Genomic DNA, 17,858 nt, shown 5'->3' with positions numbered 1-17,858 from the left:
CCTTTCATATTAAAATTGTAGTTACTGCATAAGCCACAGTTAAAAACGGTGCAAAGGCAAAGCTTTGTGGCTTTGCCTTTTTTATCAGTCGATACCCTAAGCAGTATAACAGTGCAATACAGCAAGCAGCCATTAGCGCGTATAGCGTAACAATGGGTGCGAAATAAAATGCCAGGCACGCTATCATCTTCACATCTCCACCGCCGAGCTGGTCGGTTTTCACTGCAACAAACAGCATCGCTAGTCCTATCAGCAATGCGAATAGCAATCTCTCTGCAATTGCCGAAAGAGATAACGGAACAAGAGAACATACCCCTCCTGCAAGCAGTAAGACATAAACAGCATTGGGTATGGTATGAAAGCGGATGTCTTGTACCGTAGCTGTAATCATTCCAATCGACAGTAACACTGAACTAAGCAAAGGTACTATCATAACCCACCGCCTCCAAGCTTGGAACGCCGCCCGTGGGTAAAGGCAATGGATTCCACTGTAATGACACTGTCACTCAAATTGCCAAACTTTGCGGGATTAATCGGCTGGTTGCTGAGAGTACCTTCAATAAAAATTTCATCGCCTTTTTTGAAGTTCTCGGCAATTATAAGTGCTGTTTTTCCCCACGCAGTTATGTCGATGTAGTGTTTCTTTTCTTTCGATACATAACTGACTACACGGTTATTTAATACTTTTACTTCGCCTTCGGGTCCGTCTATTGTCTGCAGGGCAACCTCATCAATCAGTACGCATAATCCGTAAGCTTTCACGTCACAACCTCCTGAGTTTTATTTTGAATTTGATTTAATAATAAAGAACTGTAAAAATCGGTATTTATCTTAGAATCGAAAATGCCCGGTGCATAAGGCGAAAAAAATACTTGCTTCGTAATGGAAGCAAGTAGATTGGCTGCACTCTCCCGTTCGGAATCTCCGGCAAAAGAGAAGAGCATCAACGCTTGATGCAGTTTTTCAGACTTCACAAGTAAATCCGCAAGACAGGGCAACTCCCAGGCTTTCGTCCCGCAGCATAGTACCATCACGTCGCTGTCTGTGTATGATTTTAAATTACTGTCATCCAGTACACCGTAATCCAGGATAAATGCATTGCAGGTTTCATCCGCCGGCACGGATTGATACATACGGATATTTTCTATTGTTACCGTACCGTCTGTAATTGGTTTTCCATATAGAGCGCTTAATGCTTCCATATGTCTGCCGGAGGTATCAATATAGCAGCATTTCAGCCCCAGCCACTCCAAATAACGATAGATTGCAAGTGCTTGGGTTGTTACACCGATGCGGCTCAAAGAACCACCTACCGCAATGTGAATAGGCTTAGATGGCGTTTCTACATGCGGCTTAATGTAATCAATCGCGGTATTGATTTTCTCCTGTGCAAAGAAATGCGCCGTATCTTGAAACTCTTTTCCGTTTTCAGTAAGACACTGCCGGCACTCATTTAGAATGTCCTCGTCCTCGATGCAGGTAATTAAATTGCGTATATCCTCCGCTATCACGCGGCTCATCAGCTCGCTGTCCTTTTGTAAGTCGGGTAAAATTAAGATAAGCCGTGCACTGTAAATACACTTGTATGTTTGTATTGACTTGATAAGGTCATCCTTTTGATTGGCACTTAATTCATAGGGGATTAAATAAAAGACACAATAATTGCTGTTGAGGAAATTCCCCTGCGAATACATCACGAACGTATTTAAACTTTCAATATCTGCGGTACAAATTGTTTTCAGGTATTGATTGCTTTCGAGTGCTATTTCATCCAGCAGCTTTGCTTTGCCTTTGGGGTGCAGATACAAAATCAAGCAGATTCCTCCTTTTTCTGTTTTTGATTGGTCATATAGGGTCGCGGGTCAACCGCATCATTAAAAATGTTTAGCCCGTGATATATACCAAAGTGCAGATGCGCCCCGGTACTCTCACCCGGGAACGCATCTTTTTTCGGGTCTCCGCCAACTAGCCCAATGGACACCCCTTTTTTGACTTCCTGCCCGGTGCAGATAACATTGACTTTTGCAAGATGCCCATAAAAAGAATAAAACGTTTCTTTTTCTTTTTTTGGTCTCTTTTTTGTAGGTGCATTTTCATCGTACTCCGGGTCATCCTTTGGAATTTTCTCATAGCCGGTAATCACGGTACGTTCATGCTGCAGCATGACGTATCTGCCGAAAAACTTATCCAAACCGATTACTGCAACGGAACCATTATCAATTGCCTTGATGGGCGTATGATGTGCCGTTGCTATATCCAATCCGTTGTGAAAATCGCGGAATCCCTTAGTAGGGTGAATGCGCCAACCGTAATCACTGGTGATTCTCCACACAGGCACGGGGAACAGATAATCACCTGAATAACTGTTATCAAAGCTGCCGGAATAATCTGTGATAATGTGTCCATATACGGTGCGAAAAGCGACCAATGCCGCATATTCAAGCGGTGTCTTAAAATATTTCTGCAATTCTTCCATCGGTGCAGCAAGTAAGTAAACCGTAACCGAAGTAAGCATTGTTAGCCCCGCACAAATGGATAGAATAATTGCCACAATGGTTTTGAATATCTTATCTCGATTCTTAACAACTGTGCCGGTGACTTTCGCGGCTGTTACAGGGTCCATTGCCACACAATCACTCCCTATGCTGATTTCTTTCTACCAACTGCACCACCGGTAACCTTTGGAACGCCCATAAACTCGAATTTGTAGTCGGGCAGGTCAAAATAGGTTTTCATTTTGTTCTTACCGACAATAGTAATTCCTACGCCGATTTCCTGTTTTTCAAGCAACTCAATTTGAGGATTGGTAAGGTTAAACAAGTTTGCGGTTTCGGTAAGATTTTGCCCGTCCGTACCAAACAGCACTTTGTAACACGGCTGATCCAGCAATGCCTGACCGGCTGCCTTGATTTCATCTGCAAGAAAGTCGACTACCGATTGAGATGCAACCACAATACCACTTGTAAATTTGCGACACCGTTTCGATGCGGATTTTAAGAAATATAGGGCTTCCGGTACGCGCTTATCAATCATCAAGTGTGCTTCGTCGCAGATAAGCAGCACTCTTTCGTTCGGATTTTTGGTCATTTCGTTCCAGCACCAAGTGGTAAGGTTATAGTATTGTGCGCCTTTAATGTTTGGTGACACATTTTGCAGTTCATTTGTATCAAAACAAATCACGTTGCTGTTGGAATTGATAGTGGAATGACCGTTCCAAATAAATGAGTCCCCACCTTGTGCAATATCGGTAAAATACAGTACCAGTTGGTCATAGTCACTTTTATATGGAGAAGCTTTGTCCTTTGCTTTTTCTTTGAGCAATTCGAGCAAATCAGACTGTATCGGGTAGTCTGTACTCTTTAGCTTTGTAACGTCTGTGTTCCATGTAATTCCGAACTTTAGGTATAGCTCAATTAGAACCTGTTTAAGCAGGTCACTTTGAGCATCGGTAAGTGATGGCTTGTACAGCCGATAAAAAACTTCCAGTGTTTTTAAATGTAAGGCAAGTGCGCCGATGGAATCCTTATATAGGTCTGCCTTTTTGTCATCATCATCTTTAATATCATCTTTATTCAGTTTGGGTGCTGCCTTAAATTCCAGTGGATTGCTGCGCGCTCCTTTGCCTCCGGTTGCGTTAAGCACCTGACCGCCTAGCATAGTTGTTATTTTTGCATATTCGCCTTCGGGGTCAATGATCAAAATTCGAGTGCCACGCATATATTCGATTTCAATCAGGTGCTTGATAAACGTGGATTTACCTGTGCCGGATTTACCGAGCACAGCAAAGTTACTGTTTGTCCGGTCTCCGCCACGGCACCAGGCATCCAGTGCCATCAGTCCCTTTTCGCTGTTTAAGCCCCAATAATATCCGTTATCGTCCACAAAGCCGGAAGATGCAAACGGAAAACCGCCGACCACGGTGGAAAGCGGCATAATGCGTTTGAGCATGGTATCTATCTGCGGCTGATTGGCATAATAAGGGCTCATCGCTTTGTATGCCTGTTCTTGTTCTCTGCTCATTTTATGTAGTTTGATAAAATTGCGCATATAAGCGGATTTAACACTGCGGTCAACTGCCTGGATTGCTTCTTCGTTTTCCTTTGTACAAAGCGGCATAGTGAGTATGGAAATTTGACCAATGCTCTCGTTGTTGGAATCAATTTTAGTTACCATTTCATTGGCACATTCAGCAGCTCTTGTGGCGCGGCTATATTCCAATGCTGTCTTGGCATTTGCAGCTTTCTCTTTGTATTTTTTAACGGAATCACTCAGCCCCTCTAAAAGGGAATCATCCGGATAATAGGTAATGGTGGTAATCGCATTCTTTTCACTTGCAATATCCGCTATCCAGCCGTATCCGACTTTTTGAGGGTATTTATAAGCGCCGTAGATAGAACCTTTGATTTCCCCTACAGTGACGGAGTCTTTTTGAAACGTTAATCCCACCGGGGTAATCAGATTAATGAGCGTGTTATCTTCGATTACTTTACGATTCTGTTTCATTGTTGTTGTCCTCCAATGTGGGTAATGATGGGGATAAATCGTCATCATTATAGCCGTGGATATATTGCGGAATGGTAAACAGAATGCACATAAATGTGATTTCGGGTTTATCCAAAGTTTTTACCATAACGCCGCTTTTCTGCAATTCGGCAATCGCAATATCCATTCTTTTGAGCAATGCATTCTGATTGCTTTGCTTTTGTCCTTCCTCCCACATTACCAGGTAGCAGGCATTTTCTTTCGTATCCTGTTCCCGTTCAGTAAAGGTGCTGATAAAGTCCATCTCTTTGCGGATGAGCTGTAAGCGGATCGGGTCGTTGGTGCTGTTTTTGAGTTCAATTAACTGTTCCAGCATTCCGGTTATATCAATTGACCTCGGTAATAAAATGAGTTTAAATGGTTTTTTCTGTATCACTAACGCTCTGCTGACATCATCAATTAACCGCTTTTGTTCTTTGGGTGTCATTAGAGACAAGTCGTTGCTTTTGATGAGCGCATAGGTAAAAATAAGCTTATCTTTTGTAAAAAGTATTCGGTCTTGTATATCCAACACATTGACAAAATCCTGTGCGGTCAACTTCTCCGGGCTGATTTTCGGCGCTCTACGTAGGATTGATTTCAAGTGTTTACCTCCATTCCTCTTTGTATTGATATGGAAAATATTTTTGACAACGGCGAAAGTTTAGCATAATCTTTGCCTGTTCAAAAGAGTGGCGTTTCCCGTTTGGCATTTTTGCATATCCACCAAATGATATGAATATCCAGGTTAACGTACCGATAATGGAAAACATATCACTATGCGTAAGAAAAAAGCTAAGTGCAATCGGTACTCCGCCGATAAGCGATAAAATTACCGCTTTCTTGGTATCGGCTTTTTCCAGTCCAAAACCAAACTCTTTGTTGGTGCTAATATCTTCTGGAATAAACAAGCTATATTCTTCATCCATAGGTGTCATCTCCTTATTTATAATAGCTTTCAATAATTGCTATAATGGACACTAAGCATTCAGAAAGAACAATAAAAACGATGATGTTTTTAATTCTTCGATTCATCTTTCCGCTTTCATCGCTGTTTGCTGCAATGCTCATTGCACAATAGATAATTCGTGCGATTCCCGCAATGGGAATTAAAATAAGCAGTGTGTTGCAGATTTTATCCAAAGTCATGCATACCACCTACTTTCCAAAGAGAGATGCCGCACGTGAAGCAAGATTGGAAACAAGATAAATGCTGGAAGAAGCTCCTCCGCCTCCACCGGATTGAACAAGAAATTGTGAAATGAATTTCGGAGTTGATACAGCAGCCATCATTACTGCGATTGCCCATGCAGGGTTTTCACATCGCATCCAAAGTCCGATACTGAATTTAAAAAGTACCACTTGAATCATTACTGTAAAGGCACACTGATAAAAGATACGAAAATACGGTTTAGCTATGCCTTGGTCACTGTCTATATATCCAACAATACCAAACGGTACTCCCAAACGCAGCACCAACATTTCCACTCCCTTTTTAAAAAATTGAAATACTATAATTACGATAAGGATTAAATAAATGAGCATCACCAGTGCACCCAGAAAAGCGCTCTTCGCTGAATCCATCGGCGAACTTTGGAGGATTGAGAAAATGGTAGAACTCTGCACGGGCAAGGGGGTAATCGCTGCCAGCAATTTGTTGGTAAATCCGGTCATAATATCTACCAACCATTTATAGAGCGTCGGAAAGCAAACTGCTATGGCGATTGCCTTTCCAAGCTTCACCACCATTTCAAGCGGCGGGGTGTCGGCATCTCCATCCGTCCAAAGGATATACTGGTCGAACCCTTTTCTCATACATTTTACCCCAAGCAACGAGAGTCCTGCGGAATAAATAATTGTCCACACTTTGCCAAAATCAAATATAATTTCATTTCCCAAAATACCCTGGATACTTTTATCCGCATAAAAAACAATCATTACAAAGTTCGTGATGGTAACATCGAAAATGTTTCCTGTATCTCCAATGATGTCTAAAATGAAGTTTTTTAATATGTCTGTCATGGCTTATTCACCGCAATACTCAGTAATAACTTACAATAACATTTACCAGCATGGCAGCGCACTCACCTAAGACAACACAGAACAAAGCGATTTTAATTTTTTTGTTCCAGGCTTTGCTTTCTTGCTCATCTTCTGCCGCTGCTTTCCGCATATTAAAATAAATGCAAAGGAATGTGACCGAAATCGGTAGAATGACCATAGCCCATACCGATGCGTCATTAATCAGTGCTTTTGTTCCGGTGGCAAACTTGCTGCTTGCAATTGCCCCTCCATCCCCGGTAGGTTCATCCACCGCAAGTGCGGGTACAATTGCGTAGGTACATAAAAAAATTGCCGTCATAAGTAGAACGGCGATACGGCAAAAACGTGATTTGTTTTTTAAGTTTTTCATTTTCAATCATCCTTTTTCTGTCATAATTTTTTATTGTGATTAATCCTCGTCTAGCCCTTCGTCGTATTCCTCCTTTGTCGCACAGTTTTTGTAATAATCATCATACCCATCTGAGTTCTGTCTGTAATATTGCGTGGTATCTCCCTGAACCTGTGATGGGTCGATTTCCTGTACTTTTTCTTTTGCCTGGTATACTTTCCAAATGCCCCATAGGTTGTTACCGGTCTGTGCCACATCTGCTATGGGGCGGCGCGCGTTGCGCTCTTCGTATACTTTTTGGTTATGGGCTTCATTTCCAAGTCCCATCATCTTGTTAAACATGGTTTTTTCCAGTGGTAATGCTGTCATCATGGCGGGACTTTCCCTCGATAAGATGAGCTGATACGGTCGGTTGATTTTTGCAAACTCGTCTGTTTCAAGCAACTTTCGAGCCATTAAATTATAGCCGGATGAAAACGAAGAATTATACCCGGACATATTTGCACTGGAACTTCCGGACTGGCTCTTGACGGTATAACTGCCCATACGCTCCTGGAACTGCTTAATGGTGCTCTCGCTGGTACTTTGCATAAAGTTCCATATCTCACAGTTGTGGATGATGGTTTCTGATTTTTCTTTGCCGTACTTTTCTTGAAGCTGTGAAAAGCTCTGCAAGAACATGTTAAACCGGATACCGCGGCCACCGCCTGCGGTGATTGCGGTATCATAGTCCGGTATGGCGGGAAAGTTGCCTTTTTCATCCTCATTGAAGTTAACACGAATGTTCAAGCGGTTTCCTTGCTGTCTTGCTTGTTTTACTAATTGCTGATACTGCTGATTGATAAACAAGGTCGCAATGCTGTTGTAGGTGGTTTTTTCATCCGGCAGAATGATAAAAACGGCGGTCTTTTCATCTCCGGTTTTGTCAATTTCAATGTCACTGGCATTTGTCATATGACAGATGGAGTCGTTTGTAAACAGGCGAAGTGTGGTAAGCGCAGAAGTGAAAAAGCTGCCTCTTGTACGCTGTGGTGCAACCTCACTGATACGAATAAGACTTTTTGCCGGATGCGAATCAGGCAGCTGCTCTGCATACTTGATAATCGGCAGCGTACCTTTTTCAACCGCACGGCACATTTCGGCTATGAAATGATAGACGTTGGTCATATTTTGGAATTGTGGGTTGCTCATATTCTCCCACGCAACGCAGAAGATGGAGAAAGCGATGACCGAACATTCACCGTTATTCCATATCTTTTCGCCCTTTGCTTCTCCAACTAAGGATGAAACAATATCCCAGGTGGCATCCTTTGCTTTGGAAATTTCATCTTGTTGCAGGTAATCAATGACCGGCTTTAAAAAATTGTAGCGGTTGCTTTTTTCCGGCTCTACAAAATCCAGTGCATACACTTTGTAGCCCAATCGTTTGAGAAACATACAACTCGAAAGGTACAATTCGCCTTTGACGTCTATATTAACCATGCTTTCACCGGCAAGTGCCAGTAAACAAATGGTAGGCAGCACAGCAAAACGAGTTTTACCCACGCGTGTACCGCCCACCGTGACACTGTGTATATCTTTTGCAACGCTGTAATAGGTATCGGATAAAAGATTTTGCTGACCGCTGACCACGTAGCCTCCGTTTTCAATCAGGGGCTTTTCAAGCACAATATCCGATAATGCAAACGCTGAACTCAATAAATAGACATCCGGTACGGCTAAACGAAATTTTAAGTTTTTATTCGGTATTGGTATGTACCGGAGTCCAAACACAAGTGTATGCTTTTTCGTTGCAAGAAACAGGTGATTATACCGCTGTGTCTTTTGGTATTTGCCAATTACAAAATGTTTTTGCACAATGCTGTCCTCAGTACTAAAATAAATCTTCTCAATTTCAGCGGTTTTAAACAAGTAGTTGCGCTTGTAAAAGCTTAAGTCACGGTAGCCGTACTGCATCAGCTTCCGTATGCTCGGTCTTAGCTTAAAAAATGTGTTTTTTTTAAATGCTTTTTTGTATTCTTCTTTTCGCATCCACCGTGCTGCACCATGCTGCTTTTGTCCGGATGGATATGGGGTGACAATATCTGGTGTAATTCTCTGCATATCGTTTTGATATTGTGTGCCGCTTGTATACACACAAAAGAAAAGCCAACCCACTGCAATTGCTTCCAATCCTCCAAACAGTATCAAAGCTTTTCTTTCTGAGATTAAGCATTGTACAGCGTTAATTGCATTGTAATCCAGCCCCTTGATATTGCTAAAGCGGCTGATAAGCAACTGGTGCGTTAGATATGCCCCGTAGGCTGCTATAACAGATAAAAAAATGAACAGCATTATAAAAACTGCTGTTCGCCTTACTTTTTTCAATTGTACCACCTCATCTTTCGTATTCCTCCCAACTCGTTCCTGCACTCGACTGTTCTGCTGCCATGTCCTTTTTCGCTTCTTCACTCATATCTTTAAAGTGTTTCCGCTTGTTTGACCGTGATAAGTTTTCCTGATTTACCGTTTTGCTGAACAGCTTATATACATCCATCAGCAAGCTCACCGCCGCTTGCCGGCGAAAGCCTCGCTGTACTTGCTCAGCACGTTCAATCCCTATTAAAAGTGGTTGCTTGATAAAATAACGTTCGCCTATTTTTTCAAACAGATCATTGGCATGCAGATAATCCAGCCGATTGGATAACGCTTCGTATTGTTCAGAGAATCTTACTTTCAAATCTGCTTTGGTAAAGCCTTGAGGATAAGCCAAAGAGCGAAAGGGCAGATCCCATATACCAATTTTTGTTTGGGCAAATTCGGCTGTGTGCCATTTGATTTGCAGCTTCATTTGTTCCGATACAGTGTAAGTATCCTTAGTTTTCATAATCCAACCTGTGCTGCACAAATCACGCAATCGTGCTCCCAGTTCAAAATGTGCATCTGCCTCCTTTTGCGAAAAAGAACCTGTTCCGTTGATTTGCAGGAATCGGTTATCTGTCCCTTTAATTTCAAACCGCTTAATCGCCACATCAACCGATGGGGCAAGTAATGGGTTAATATTGTAATCCTTGCCGTCAAACCAAATCAGGTTCTTTTGCAGTAAACTGCGCAGCCTGCTTTTCAGATAAAGACTATCTTCGTGTTTCTCCACTTGTTCTTTGGTGAATTTGGTACCAAGTTTAAAAAACTCAGAGTCATAACAATTCACCTTAAAGGTTGATATATAGCTTTGAGCACATTGATTCGCCGCACAGATAAATTCCCGTGGCAAGTGGATGCGGTCACCCTGCATACGGATATGCCCTGTAGCAATGAGGGAGTACATCCTTTTTTCCAGATAATCTGCATTGATATTGCTGAGAACATCGGTTACGGTAAGGTTCCCATATTTATCTGAAATCTTAATTAACTCAATGTCATAATGGTTAAAGCTGAACTCTTGCCTTGCTTGAATTACTGCGTTTTTCAGTTCCTCTGTCACCACATACTGTTCACCGTCCTTTTTGATATACTCCAGTAACAGCAATGAGTACAACCGGTTAGTAAAAAACTCGTTTTGGTTGAGGTCCTCCAACCGGAAGCCGCCGTCTTTTGCCCACGCGGTAAAGTAACCATCGCAAGGCTGGATGGTGAAATCCTCTTTGAACTCATCGTATAGTGCCTGCACATCTGTTACGAATTTCTCCCCCATCGAGTAAGTATCCTCTGATTTGTTGATACATCCCTGCTGCATGAGTTCCCGCAGCCTTTTGCTGTAGCTATAATCCATTTCCTCATCGGTGAATTGATTCGTTCCGTTGATGCGTAAAAACCGAATATCGGAATAAAACAGTTCGAACTCGTCAAAAGCTTTTTGAGCATCAGTAATCAGGTCATCGCTTATCTTGTAAGTATCTTCGTCCAATCGGTTAATATAACCCTGTTGTACAAGGCTTCGCAATCGGCTTGACAAGTAAACAAAGTCCTCATCTTTTTCCAAGTCATCTTTGGAAAAGACAAGCGTGCCGTTTAATTGTAAGAACTTGATGTCATAGCTACTGATTTTGAAATGAGCATCGAATTGTTGGTGTGCAAGCTTTGCCGCGTTGCAAAAATGTTGTGTAAGCATTAATTGACCATCATTTAAGGTGATTTCACCCATAGCTATTAGAGAATAAACTCTGCGTTCCAGATACTCGCCGTTTGCAGAGTTTAGTACCTTATCAAAAGGAACTTTCCCGTTACCATTGGAAAGCCTAACAATATCATAATCAAAATGATTGATCGTGAAGCTTTCTTTTGCTTCACATACCTCTTGTTTTAGTGTATCTGAAATAATATAGCGGTCATCTTCCTTTTTGACATATTCAATGAGCAGTAAAGAGGAAAGGCGTTTTTTTATAAAATCATCCATTGTTGATAATGCTTTTTCCTCTAACACACCCTCTTTGCTCAATTGGATGAAGCTGTCATCATAGGGCTGTACTAAGAAATGGCTTTTGAATTCCTCGTAACATTGGTTGACCTGTTCAACAAAATCGTCTTCTAGCAGATACCCGTCGCCGTTATGTGTTACATAGCCTTTGCAGATAAGGTCTTGCAGTCGGTATTCGGTTCTTATTGGGCTTTCCAATTCCGATATGGTACTGTGTAAGATGGTGTTGTCCTCGTCTGCCATGCGAAGAAGGTTCATATCAAAGGCATTAGGTTCGACACTTTCGTCAAGCTCTTCCAATTCATGAAAGAGTTTATCTGTGACCATATAGTGGTCATCTTCAGCTTCAAGATACTCGTTTTTCACAAGAGCACGGATTCTATCCACTAAAAACAAACCCTCTTTATGGCACTCCACATCATCCAAGGTAAAACAGCTATCAAACTCAAGAAAGTTACTGTCAAAGTATCTGAGTCTAAATTCCCCCATATTGCTTTGAGCAGCTTCCTTTATTCCCTCCACTGCATCCTTTGTTAGAATGTACTTATTTTCATTTTCTTTTGCATAATCCTTTATAAGAAACTCCTGCAGGCGCATCTTCAACCAATCGTATCGAAAATCATTTTCAATCGCTGTTTTCAGTATTTCTGTTTTATCACCCTCCAAAAATTTTAAAAGTGCTCCATCCGAAGCCTTGAATAAAAAATTCTCGGAACAATTTTGCACCTGCTGCTTTAGTTCTTCGGTAATAGAATAGCTTTCGCCATCAAAGTTTATAAGCCCCTTGTATCGCAGCCCTTCCAATCGACCGATAAGCAGATCTGCCTGCGGATGAGCGGCGATATCTTCGGTCGTGAACTCATTACCGATTCGTTCGAACAGTTTATCAACCAAGCGAACTTGAAAGGTTTTACAATATTTTTCTTTGGAAAGTGCAATGTTTTCGTAGAACTCATCTGTCAAGGAATAAGTGCTGCCATCAAAGTGAACAAGCCCTTTGTACTGCAATCCATAGATGCGCCATTTTAAATAACTGCTATTTTTATGTGACGGCAGCGTTTCTTTGCTGATACAACCATCCACCGCTAACCGTACAAAGGCACTGTCTTTGTACTCGACTTTGAAGTTCTTCTCAAATAGCTTTTGCGTAAAAGCTATTTTTTTAAGAAAGCGGTCGGTAAGGGTGTATTGGATACCGTCTGCTTCAATTAACCCACTACCGATGAGTTGCCTTAATCTCCAGTCCAACCTACCGCTTTCGTTGTGTTGTTCAATTTCTGCTTGCGAAAATTGGTTGTCCTTTGCAATACATAAAAATTCACTGTCAAACAAGTTTAACCTTGAAATGTTTGGGCTTTGAGCTTGGTTCTTTTCATCAAAGTATTTTTGGTGGTAATCAGCGGTTGAGGTAAGCACTGCAGTGCGGTACTCATCCGAAACCATGTACACGCCGTCCTGCTCTAAAACAAAACCTGTCGCAAGCAATGCCGGCAACCTTTTTTCCATCGCTCCCAGTTCATCCATTTCGTTCTTTTTGCGGTTTTCTTCATTTGCTTGGATGTCTTTTATTGTAAAACATTCCAGATGAACGAAAGCCTTATCTACCCTATAGAGCCGGCTTTTGAACTCCTCCAGTTTTGCACCGATTTCCTCACGAAATTTTTCGGTTAATGTAAAAGTATCGCCGTCATTTAGGATGTAATCCTCTGCAACTAACCTGCGCAACCGAAATTCTGTTTTCGAACTGTTGTCTGCCTGTTCCATATCTGCTCGGGTAAATGCACCATTTTCCCCCATACGCAAAAACACACCATCATAAATACTGATGGTGACGTCATTGTCGATATTCTCTTTGAACCAGTTTTCAAACTGCTCTTGCTTGTAGCGTTCCAGCTGCATCTTGTATAGTTCCCGGTACTCTTTTGTAATAACGTAAGCCCCGTCTTTTTCTTCAATAAGTCCCGTTACAAGCAGCAGTGGAAGTCGTTTTTCCATTTTGCCTTTTTCATTTTTGGGATGACCTTTTAAATCGTCCAAAGTGAACTGTTTGAGTTCCACAAAGTGTCGGTCGATACCCCAAAGCTTGTTTTGCTTAAAATTGCTAACCAGTTCCTTTACTTTCTCTGCAAATTCTTGCGAAACTTCGTAGCGCATACCGTAGTTGGTGATTGCTCCTAATTTCTCCAGTTTACTTACTCTCCATTGCAGGCGCTCGTTTCCGTCTAAATCTTCAAGATGAAAAACTCGGTTATCATCGCAGAGATTTATAATACGTTGGTCAAAGATACTTGCCGCATCCAAAGCTTCATTTATAACAATGTCTACACCGCCTTGCGTTGGAAGATGGATATTTTCTTTCAGGTTATTGAGTATCCTGTTACCAAACTTCTTATATATTTCCTTGGCGGCTTTGCGCTGTGTGTCTGCAATGGTTTTAGAGCCATTACCGAGTGCGGTAGAATACAGCTTTACTGAATGCAGGTAACAGTTAAACTCTTTACGAAAGTCGGGGTGCTGTAAAATGGTATCGGTTAAAGAGTTTAGTGTTTCTTTACATTCCGACGGCAGGTATTTATATTTGAGGGCGCCTTTGGGGTAATGTTCTAATATGGATTGCTCTACTTTCTGCATATCGTCATAAACGAAACTTAGGTAGCGATCATCCATATCCTTGATGTTCATCATTTTTTCTTCGCAGAGTTCCGGAAAAATGCTTTTGAGGTCCAGTTCTGCCGCGGTTATTTCCTGCTGCGAAATGCCCCTTAAAAATGCGTTAAAGCCGGAAACAACTGTTTTTTCCTGCATCTCTTTGCCTTGCAGAATGTCCCGTATATTGTCTTTGTATACTTCCTTAGCTAGACAAGCCCGTACACGTTCCGTCCGTTTTTCAAACTGCGGTTTTGATATGATTTTGTTTTTAATTGTTTGGTTTTTATCCCAAAAATTGAATTGTACATGCGGATGTCCTGGTTCAAAATGAACGCTTGCCATATACTCTAAATCTGCATATTTGATGTGGTATTCTTCTCCGATATCAAACATCTTACTGTTCAGCAATTCCGTCCATTTTTCTCGGTCGGTATAGCCAAACTCTACCGCTTCTTCCTCTGTAAGAGAAATGACACATCGGTAAATTTCTTTATCATCGTCATAGATGTTTCCTACATAGGTTTCCGCATCGCGCAAACATTTAATGTCTGACGCTTGTTCTATGTCGCCATACTTGCCAAACAAGCCGTGCTCCAATTCATCCCCATAAACTGCGCCGTCCCGTGTGGCAATGTAATTGGTGTAAAACATATAATCTTGTTTGTTATACTTTGTGCCGTCCTTTTTGATGTCCGACAGCTGTTTGAAGACCACCATGGTTATTCATCCTTTTGCTTTGCGATTTCTTCAATGCAACTTTTGCAAAAGTATTTCTCACCGCATTTCTGAATGTCTTTTTGACTTCCGCATAAATAGCAAACATGCTTTTTCGGAGTGATGATGACAGCATCATCTGTAGAGGTTACCATAACTTTATCGCTATATTGTACCCCTATTCTTTTGTAGAACATAATTGGAATATGTATTCTGCCAACTTCATCAATAGGTTTCGTAATGGTGTTTTCTATTTTCGGATCTGTTATGCGCGCTTTACTCATTATAGCCTGTTCCTCCTTTATTAAGATTTCTTCTTATCTTTTGCAAACCTGCTGCAAGGTAATCTTCTACGGTATCATCCTGCAATCCTACATAGCTGACAGCCATTTGTTTTGCATGTTTTACTGCCTGGTCAAAGTTTGCCTGTAGTTCGGGGCGAACGAAATCCGAAAGGGCAAGAGCCGATAAAAAATAGGCAGCTGACGAAGTAATGCTGCCCTTAACGCAAATGCTTACAATTCTATTCATGTAACCATCCATTTTATTATCTATTTCTTGTCTGATAATTCTGCGTATAATTTGTTCTTGGTTTTTCAGCCCCTCGATTGCCAATCCCTCGTTGATTAAATTACGGACAACCTCGGCTTTATTTGCTCCCTTGATGTTTTGCACCGCCATTTTTTCGAGTTGCTCGTTTACCTCGTCTGTGACATCCAAGGAGATTTTAGTCTTGAGAACTTTTGGTTTCTTGTTCATGTTCCACCTCCCATAAATCACGAATGAAATCAATGACAACGCAAACATTTAGAATAAGTGCAAAGATAACTACCATAAGCACCGTTACAGCAAGTTCCGGATACTCGTTGCTGAGCACACTACGTATACCGAAAATAGCACCTGCTATTCCAAACAATGTACCGCCTGCTAAAGAAACAACCGGTACAAGTAGTCTCCTCCGGCTTTTCATTTTATCTGCCTCCTTATCTTACAAGCTGCGGTGCAACGTGCCAATCATCAAAATAACTGCCGTCTATACGTAGCTTATCGTCGCTGTAAACCATCAGCTGACCGCTGGGTGTCCAAATGTCTAGGACTACTGTTTGAGGTGCATAGTCTGATCTGTCCGGATACCAAACAGGCAAAAAATGAACCGGTGCTTTGTACATACTGTACGGGTTGCGACGAAATGCAAATTCGTTGCGACCAGTAAGCTCCAACACGCGGTTGTAAGTGCTATACCCAAACTCAGGGAACGTTGCAATTGCATTTTGTGCGGTTGTAATATCCCCGTTTTTTCCTGTAGTAAACACTTTCGCTTTTACATCAATGTTGATACCATACCCGGACTTCATCTTGTACGTGTTTCCGCTTTTATACGCCGTTGGCACCTGGTCTGCGGGTTTTACAGTTGACTCTGCACTGGCAGTTGCATAATACTCACGCCATGTGTAAACCCACCAACCGTTATCGACGTACTTGCCTTTATCTACCCATTTCCCTCCGTGGTTCTTGGTGCAATCGGGCTTACAGTTGCTGTTATGTCCTTTCTTTTTCCACTGCCAGTCCGATTCCCATTCCCAGTTTTCATGCCACTTCGGTAACCATTCGCCCCAGGTTAACCGGGTAACATTCATTTGCTTGGGTACTTTGGGTACGCGAAACCCCTTATTTGTGTCTCTTGATTCCGGGTCGGGCGGGGTGCTTTCGGTAAGCTCGGTAACATTAGCAATCACGGTGGGGGTGATTACCTGCCCGTGGGTGGAACTAACATTGATAGTAACCTTTTGTGGAGTAGAAGGGGTGCGCCATTTAATCCACAACGGAGTACTTTCGTGAGGCGGGGTGACAAATGACTTTGTGTAAGTGCTGCCATTCACACGAAAGGTGACCTTTGCTTTGTCATCGGGCGAAATCCCGCTTTTACCGCCTTTGGTGTCTTTGACCTCGATTGCGGTAATGACATCCGTGTTGGTATGGTATTCGTACACCTTTGTTCCTGCGGGCGGTGTATCATCTTCATCCTTTGGTTCTTCCGGCTGTTCAGTGAAACGTACCGTACCAATGCCAAGAGATGATATGATGTCTTCATTGCTGCGAATACCACTGGTTGAACCGCTCCAAGCGGGGAAGCCTAAGTCGGGCTTTTCCAAAAACATGGCTAGTGGTAGGTTTTGGTGTGTTATGTTACCAAGCTTACTGCGCAGATCTCCGCTTGTCATACGGTCATACAGTGCAGCTTCCGTAGCCGTCATACAAAACTTTATTCCGTTATAAGTGATGTACACCAACGGTTCTAGCATAACGACATAGTCACCGCTAATTAACTCGTCATAGTCAAATCCTGTTTTATCACAGATGTCTTGCAAAGTACCCTCTTTGCTGAAATAAGTCTTGACCGAATCAATGTTACCCCCGCCATTGGCTGTTACTACAGAAGGTATAGGAGAAGCGGGATTTATTCTATTGTATGCACCCATATTAGATTGCAGAGATTTTCCGCTCTTATATTGAATTTTACTACTATAGCCAAAGAAAACACTAACATTAGGATTTTTATTGCTAAAATCTACGGGGGATGTGATGGCTCTTTTATCACTTATTCGTACAATTGTAACTCTCACTCCATCGTCTCCTATATTCCAACTGTTTTCTTTGGTCCCGTCTTCTGTTCCACCGCCACCGCCGTCCATGTTCGGATCACCGTCTGAATAGGCGATTGTTGGTAGTGATATTAATAATAGGATAAAACAAAAAAATAATGTTATAATCCTTTTCAGCTTAATCAACTCCTCTAACAAAAAAGCACAGATTTACATCTGTGCTTTTTAAATAAGGTTTTATTAAATTTTACATTTTAAACTCTTTATTTCTTGCTCCAACTTATAAACTCTTTGGGTTAGCTGCTGTATTGCATAAGTATCTTTGTCCTGTATTTTTGTATACTGACTATTGGAAGCAGGCTCTTTAAATTTTATTAAAGATTGTTCTAACATCTGTTGTTGAGCTTTTAGCTTTCTTGAATCATAAGTAAAATAACGTATAACAAGCCATACGATACCATATCCAACAGCCGTTAAGACAATTGCCGCAACTATGACAAATACAATCAGTAAAATAGTGTTTTTGGTGTCTATTCCCATAATATTACTCCTATGCTATTTTTTAAAATATAACACAGGAGTA

General features: G+C 41.7%; 17 protein-coding genes. All 17 read right to left on the bottom strand.

What is annotated here, in order from left to right; all coding sequences use genetic code 11:
• Positions 1-4 precede the first annotated feature (4 nt).
• Genes EDD70_RS11575 through EDD70_RS11495 form a run of 17 tightly spaced genes read right to left on the bottom strand, consistent with a single transcriptional unit; the run spans position 5 to position 17,815 of the window.
• On the bottom strand, positions 5-433 hold the full coding sequence (locus EDD70_RS11575; protein WP_092755492.1) for a prepilin peptidase: 429 nt from the start codon (positions 431-433) through the stop codon (positions 5-7).
• Positions 430-762 carry a single-stranded DNA-binding protein gene (locus tag EDD70_RS11570; RefSeq protein WP_092755490.1) on the bottom strand — a complete coding sequence of 111 codons (333 nt, stop codon included), beginning with the start codon at positions 760-762 and terminating at the stop codon, positions 430-432. The genes EDD70_RS11575 and EDD70_RS11570 overlap by 4 nt, the downstream gene beginning before the upstream one ends.
• Positions 759-1,814, bottom strand: a complete 1,056-nt coding sequence (locus EDD70_RS11565; RefSeq protein ID WP_092755488.1) for a hypothetical protein — start codon at positions 1,812-1,814, stop codon at positions 759-761. The genes EDD70_RS11570 and EDD70_RS11565 overlap by 4 nt, the downstream gene beginning before the upstream one ends.
• Positions 1,811-2,623, bottom strand: a complete 813-nt coding sequence (locus tag EDD70_RS11560) for a M23 family metallopeptidase (protein WP_242943169.1) — start codon at positions 2,621-2,623, stop codon at positions 1,811-1,813. Before EDD70_RS11560 ends, EDD70_RS11565 begins: the two co-directional genes overlap by 4 nt.
• A 17-nt stretch (positions 2,624-2,640) precedes the next feature.
• Entirely contained in the window at positions 2,641-4,503 is a 1,863-nt protein-coding gene (locus EDD70_RS11555; protein ID WP_162840907.1) for a VirB4 family type IV secretion system protein, read from the bottom strand.
• Complete coding sequence (locus EDD70_RS11550) at positions 4,487-5,125, bottom strand: hypothetical protein (RefSeq protein WP_092755482.1); 639 nt, start codon at positions 5,123-5,125, stop codon at positions 4,487-4,489. The genes EDD70_RS11555 and EDD70_RS11550 overlap by 17 nt, the downstream gene beginning before the upstream one ends.
• Before the next feature lie 4 nt (positions 5,126-5,129).
• Positions 5,130-5,450: a hypothetical protein gene (locus EDD70_RS11545; protein ID WP_092755480.1), complete on the bottom strand. Its 321-nt coding sequence runs from the start codon at positions 5,448-5,450 to the stop codon at positions 5,130-5,132.
• A 13-nt stretch (positions 5,451-5,463) separates the two neighbouring features.
• Complete coding sequence (locus EDD70_RS11540; protein ID WP_092755478.1) at positions 5,464-5,670, bottom strand: hypothetical protein; 207 nt, start codon at positions 5,668-5,670, stop codon at positions 5,464-5,466.
• 9 nt (positions 5,671-5,679) lie between these two features.
• Positions 5,680-6,543 (bottom strand): conjugal transfer protein TrbL family protein, encoded by an 864-nt coding sequence (locus tag EDD70_RS11535; protein WP_092755476.1) that lies wholly within the window; start codon positions 6,541-6,543, stop codon positions 5,680-5,682.
• Between the two features lie 19 nt (positions 6,544-6,562).
• Positions 6,563-6,934 (bottom strand): hypothetical protein, encoded by a 372-nt coding sequence (locus EDD70_RS11530; protein ID WP_092755474.1) that lies wholly within the window; start codon positions 6,932-6,934, stop codon positions 6,563-6,565.
• A 39-nt stretch (positions 6,935-6,973) separates the two neighbouring features.
• Positions 6,974-9,280, bottom strand: coding sequence for a VirD4-like conjugal transfer protein, CD1115 family (locus EDD70_RS11525; RefSeq protein WP_092755472.1), 2,307 nt, complete (start codon positions 9,278-9,280; stop codon positions 6,974-6,976).
• Positions 9,281-9,290: 10 nt separating this feature from the next.
• Positions 9,291-14,675, bottom strand: a complete 5,385-nt coding sequence (locus tag EDD70_RS11520) for a relaxase MobL (protein WP_092755470.1) — start codon at positions 14,673-14,675, stop codon at positions 9,291-9,293.
• A gap of 2 nt (positions 14,676-14,677) precedes the next feature.
• The gene (locus EDD70_RS11515; protein ID WP_092755468.1) at positions 14,678-14,956 is read right to left on the bottom strand and encodes a hypothetical protein; all 279 of its coding nucleotides are present in this window, start codon (positions 14,954-14,956) and stop codon (positions 14,678-14,680) included.
• Complete coding sequence (locus EDD70_RS11510; RefSeq protein ID WP_092755466.1) at positions 14,949-15,431, bottom strand: hypothetical protein; 483 nt, start codon at positions 15,429-15,431, stop codon at positions 14,949-14,951. The genes EDD70_RS11515 and EDD70_RS11510 overlap by 8 nt, the downstream gene beginning before the upstream one ends.
• Positions 15,400-15,642 carry a hypothetical protein gene (locus EDD70_RS11505; RefSeq protein ID WP_092755464.1) on the bottom strand — a complete coding sequence of 81 codons (243 nt, stop codon included), beginning with the start codon at positions 15,640-15,642 and terminating at the stop codon, positions 15,400-15,402. Before EDD70_RS11505 ends, EDD70_RS11510 begins: the two co-directional genes overlap by 32 nt.
• 13 nt (positions 15,643-15,655) lie before the next feature.
• A complete protein-coding gene (locus tag EDD70_RS11500; protein WP_479723805.1) occupies positions 15,656-17,461 on the bottom strand; it encodes a DUF8193 domain-containing protein in 1,806 nt (601 codons plus the stop codon).
• A gap of 54 nt (positions 17,462-17,515) precedes the next feature.
• Positions 17,516-17,815, bottom strand: a complete 300-nt coding sequence (locus tag EDD70_RS11495; protein ID WP_092755460.1) for a hypothetical protein — start codon at positions 17,813-17,815, stop codon at positions 17,516-17,518.
• Between the last annotated feature and the right edge of the window lie 43 nt (positions 17,816-17,858).

The organism is Hydrogenoanaerobacterium saccharovorans, from assembly GCF_003814745.1.
Lineage (GTDB): Bacteria > Bacillota > Clostridia > Oscillospirales > Ruminococcaceae > Hydrogenoanaerobacterium > Hydrogenoanaerobacterium saccharovorans.
Note: the sequence above shows the minus strand (reverse complement) of the source record. Positions and strands in the feature narration are given on the sequence as shown.

Coding starts and splice junctions, on each gene's coding strand:
- EDD70_RS11575 (WP_092755492.1), bottom strand. CDS start 433: ATGATAGTACCTTTGCTTAGTTCAGTGTTACTGTCGATTGGAATGATT.
- EDD70_RS11560 (WP_242943169.1), bottom strand. CDS start 2,623: ATGGACCCTGTAACAGCCGCGAAAGTCACCGGCACAGTTGTTAAGAAT.
- EDD70_RS11555 (WP_162840907.1), bottom strand. CDS start 4,503: ATGAAACAGAATCGTAAAGTAATCGAAGATAACACGCTCATTAATCTG.
- EDD70_RS11545 (WP_092755480.1), bottom strand. CDS start 5,450: ATGGATGAAGAATATAGCTTGTTTATTCCAGAAGATATTAGCACCAAC.
- EDD70_RS11540 (WP_092755478.1), bottom strand. CDS start 5,670: ATGACTTTGGATAAAATCTGCAACACACTGCTTATTTTAATTCCCATT.
- EDD70_RS11535 (WP_092755476.1), bottom strand. CDS start 6,543: ATGACAGACATATTAAAAAACTTCATTTTAGACATCATTGGAGATACA.
- EDD70_RS11530 (WP_092755474.1), bottom strand. CDS start 6,934: ATGAAAAACTTAAAAAACAAATCACGTTTTTGCCGTATCGCCGTTCTA.
- EDD70_RS11520 (WP_092755470.1), bottom strand. CDS start 14,675: ATGGTGGTCTTCAAACAGCTGTCGGACATCAAAAAGGACGGCACAAAG.
- EDD70_RS11515 (WP_092755468.1), bottom strand. CDS start 14,956: ATGAGTAAAGCGCGCATAACAGATCCGAAAATAGAAAACACCATTACG.
- EDD70_RS11510 (WP_092755466.1), bottom strand. CDS start 15,431: ATGAACAAGAAACCAAAAGTTCTCAAGACTAAAATCTCCTTGGATGTC.
- EDD70_RS11505 (WP_092755464.1), bottom strand. CDS start 15,642: ATGAAAAGCCGGAGGAGACTACTTGTACCGGTTGTTTCTTTAGCAGGC.
- EDD70_RS11495 (WP_092755460.1), bottom strand. CDS start 17,815: ATGGGAATAGACACCAAAAACACTATTTTACTGATTGTATTTGTCATA.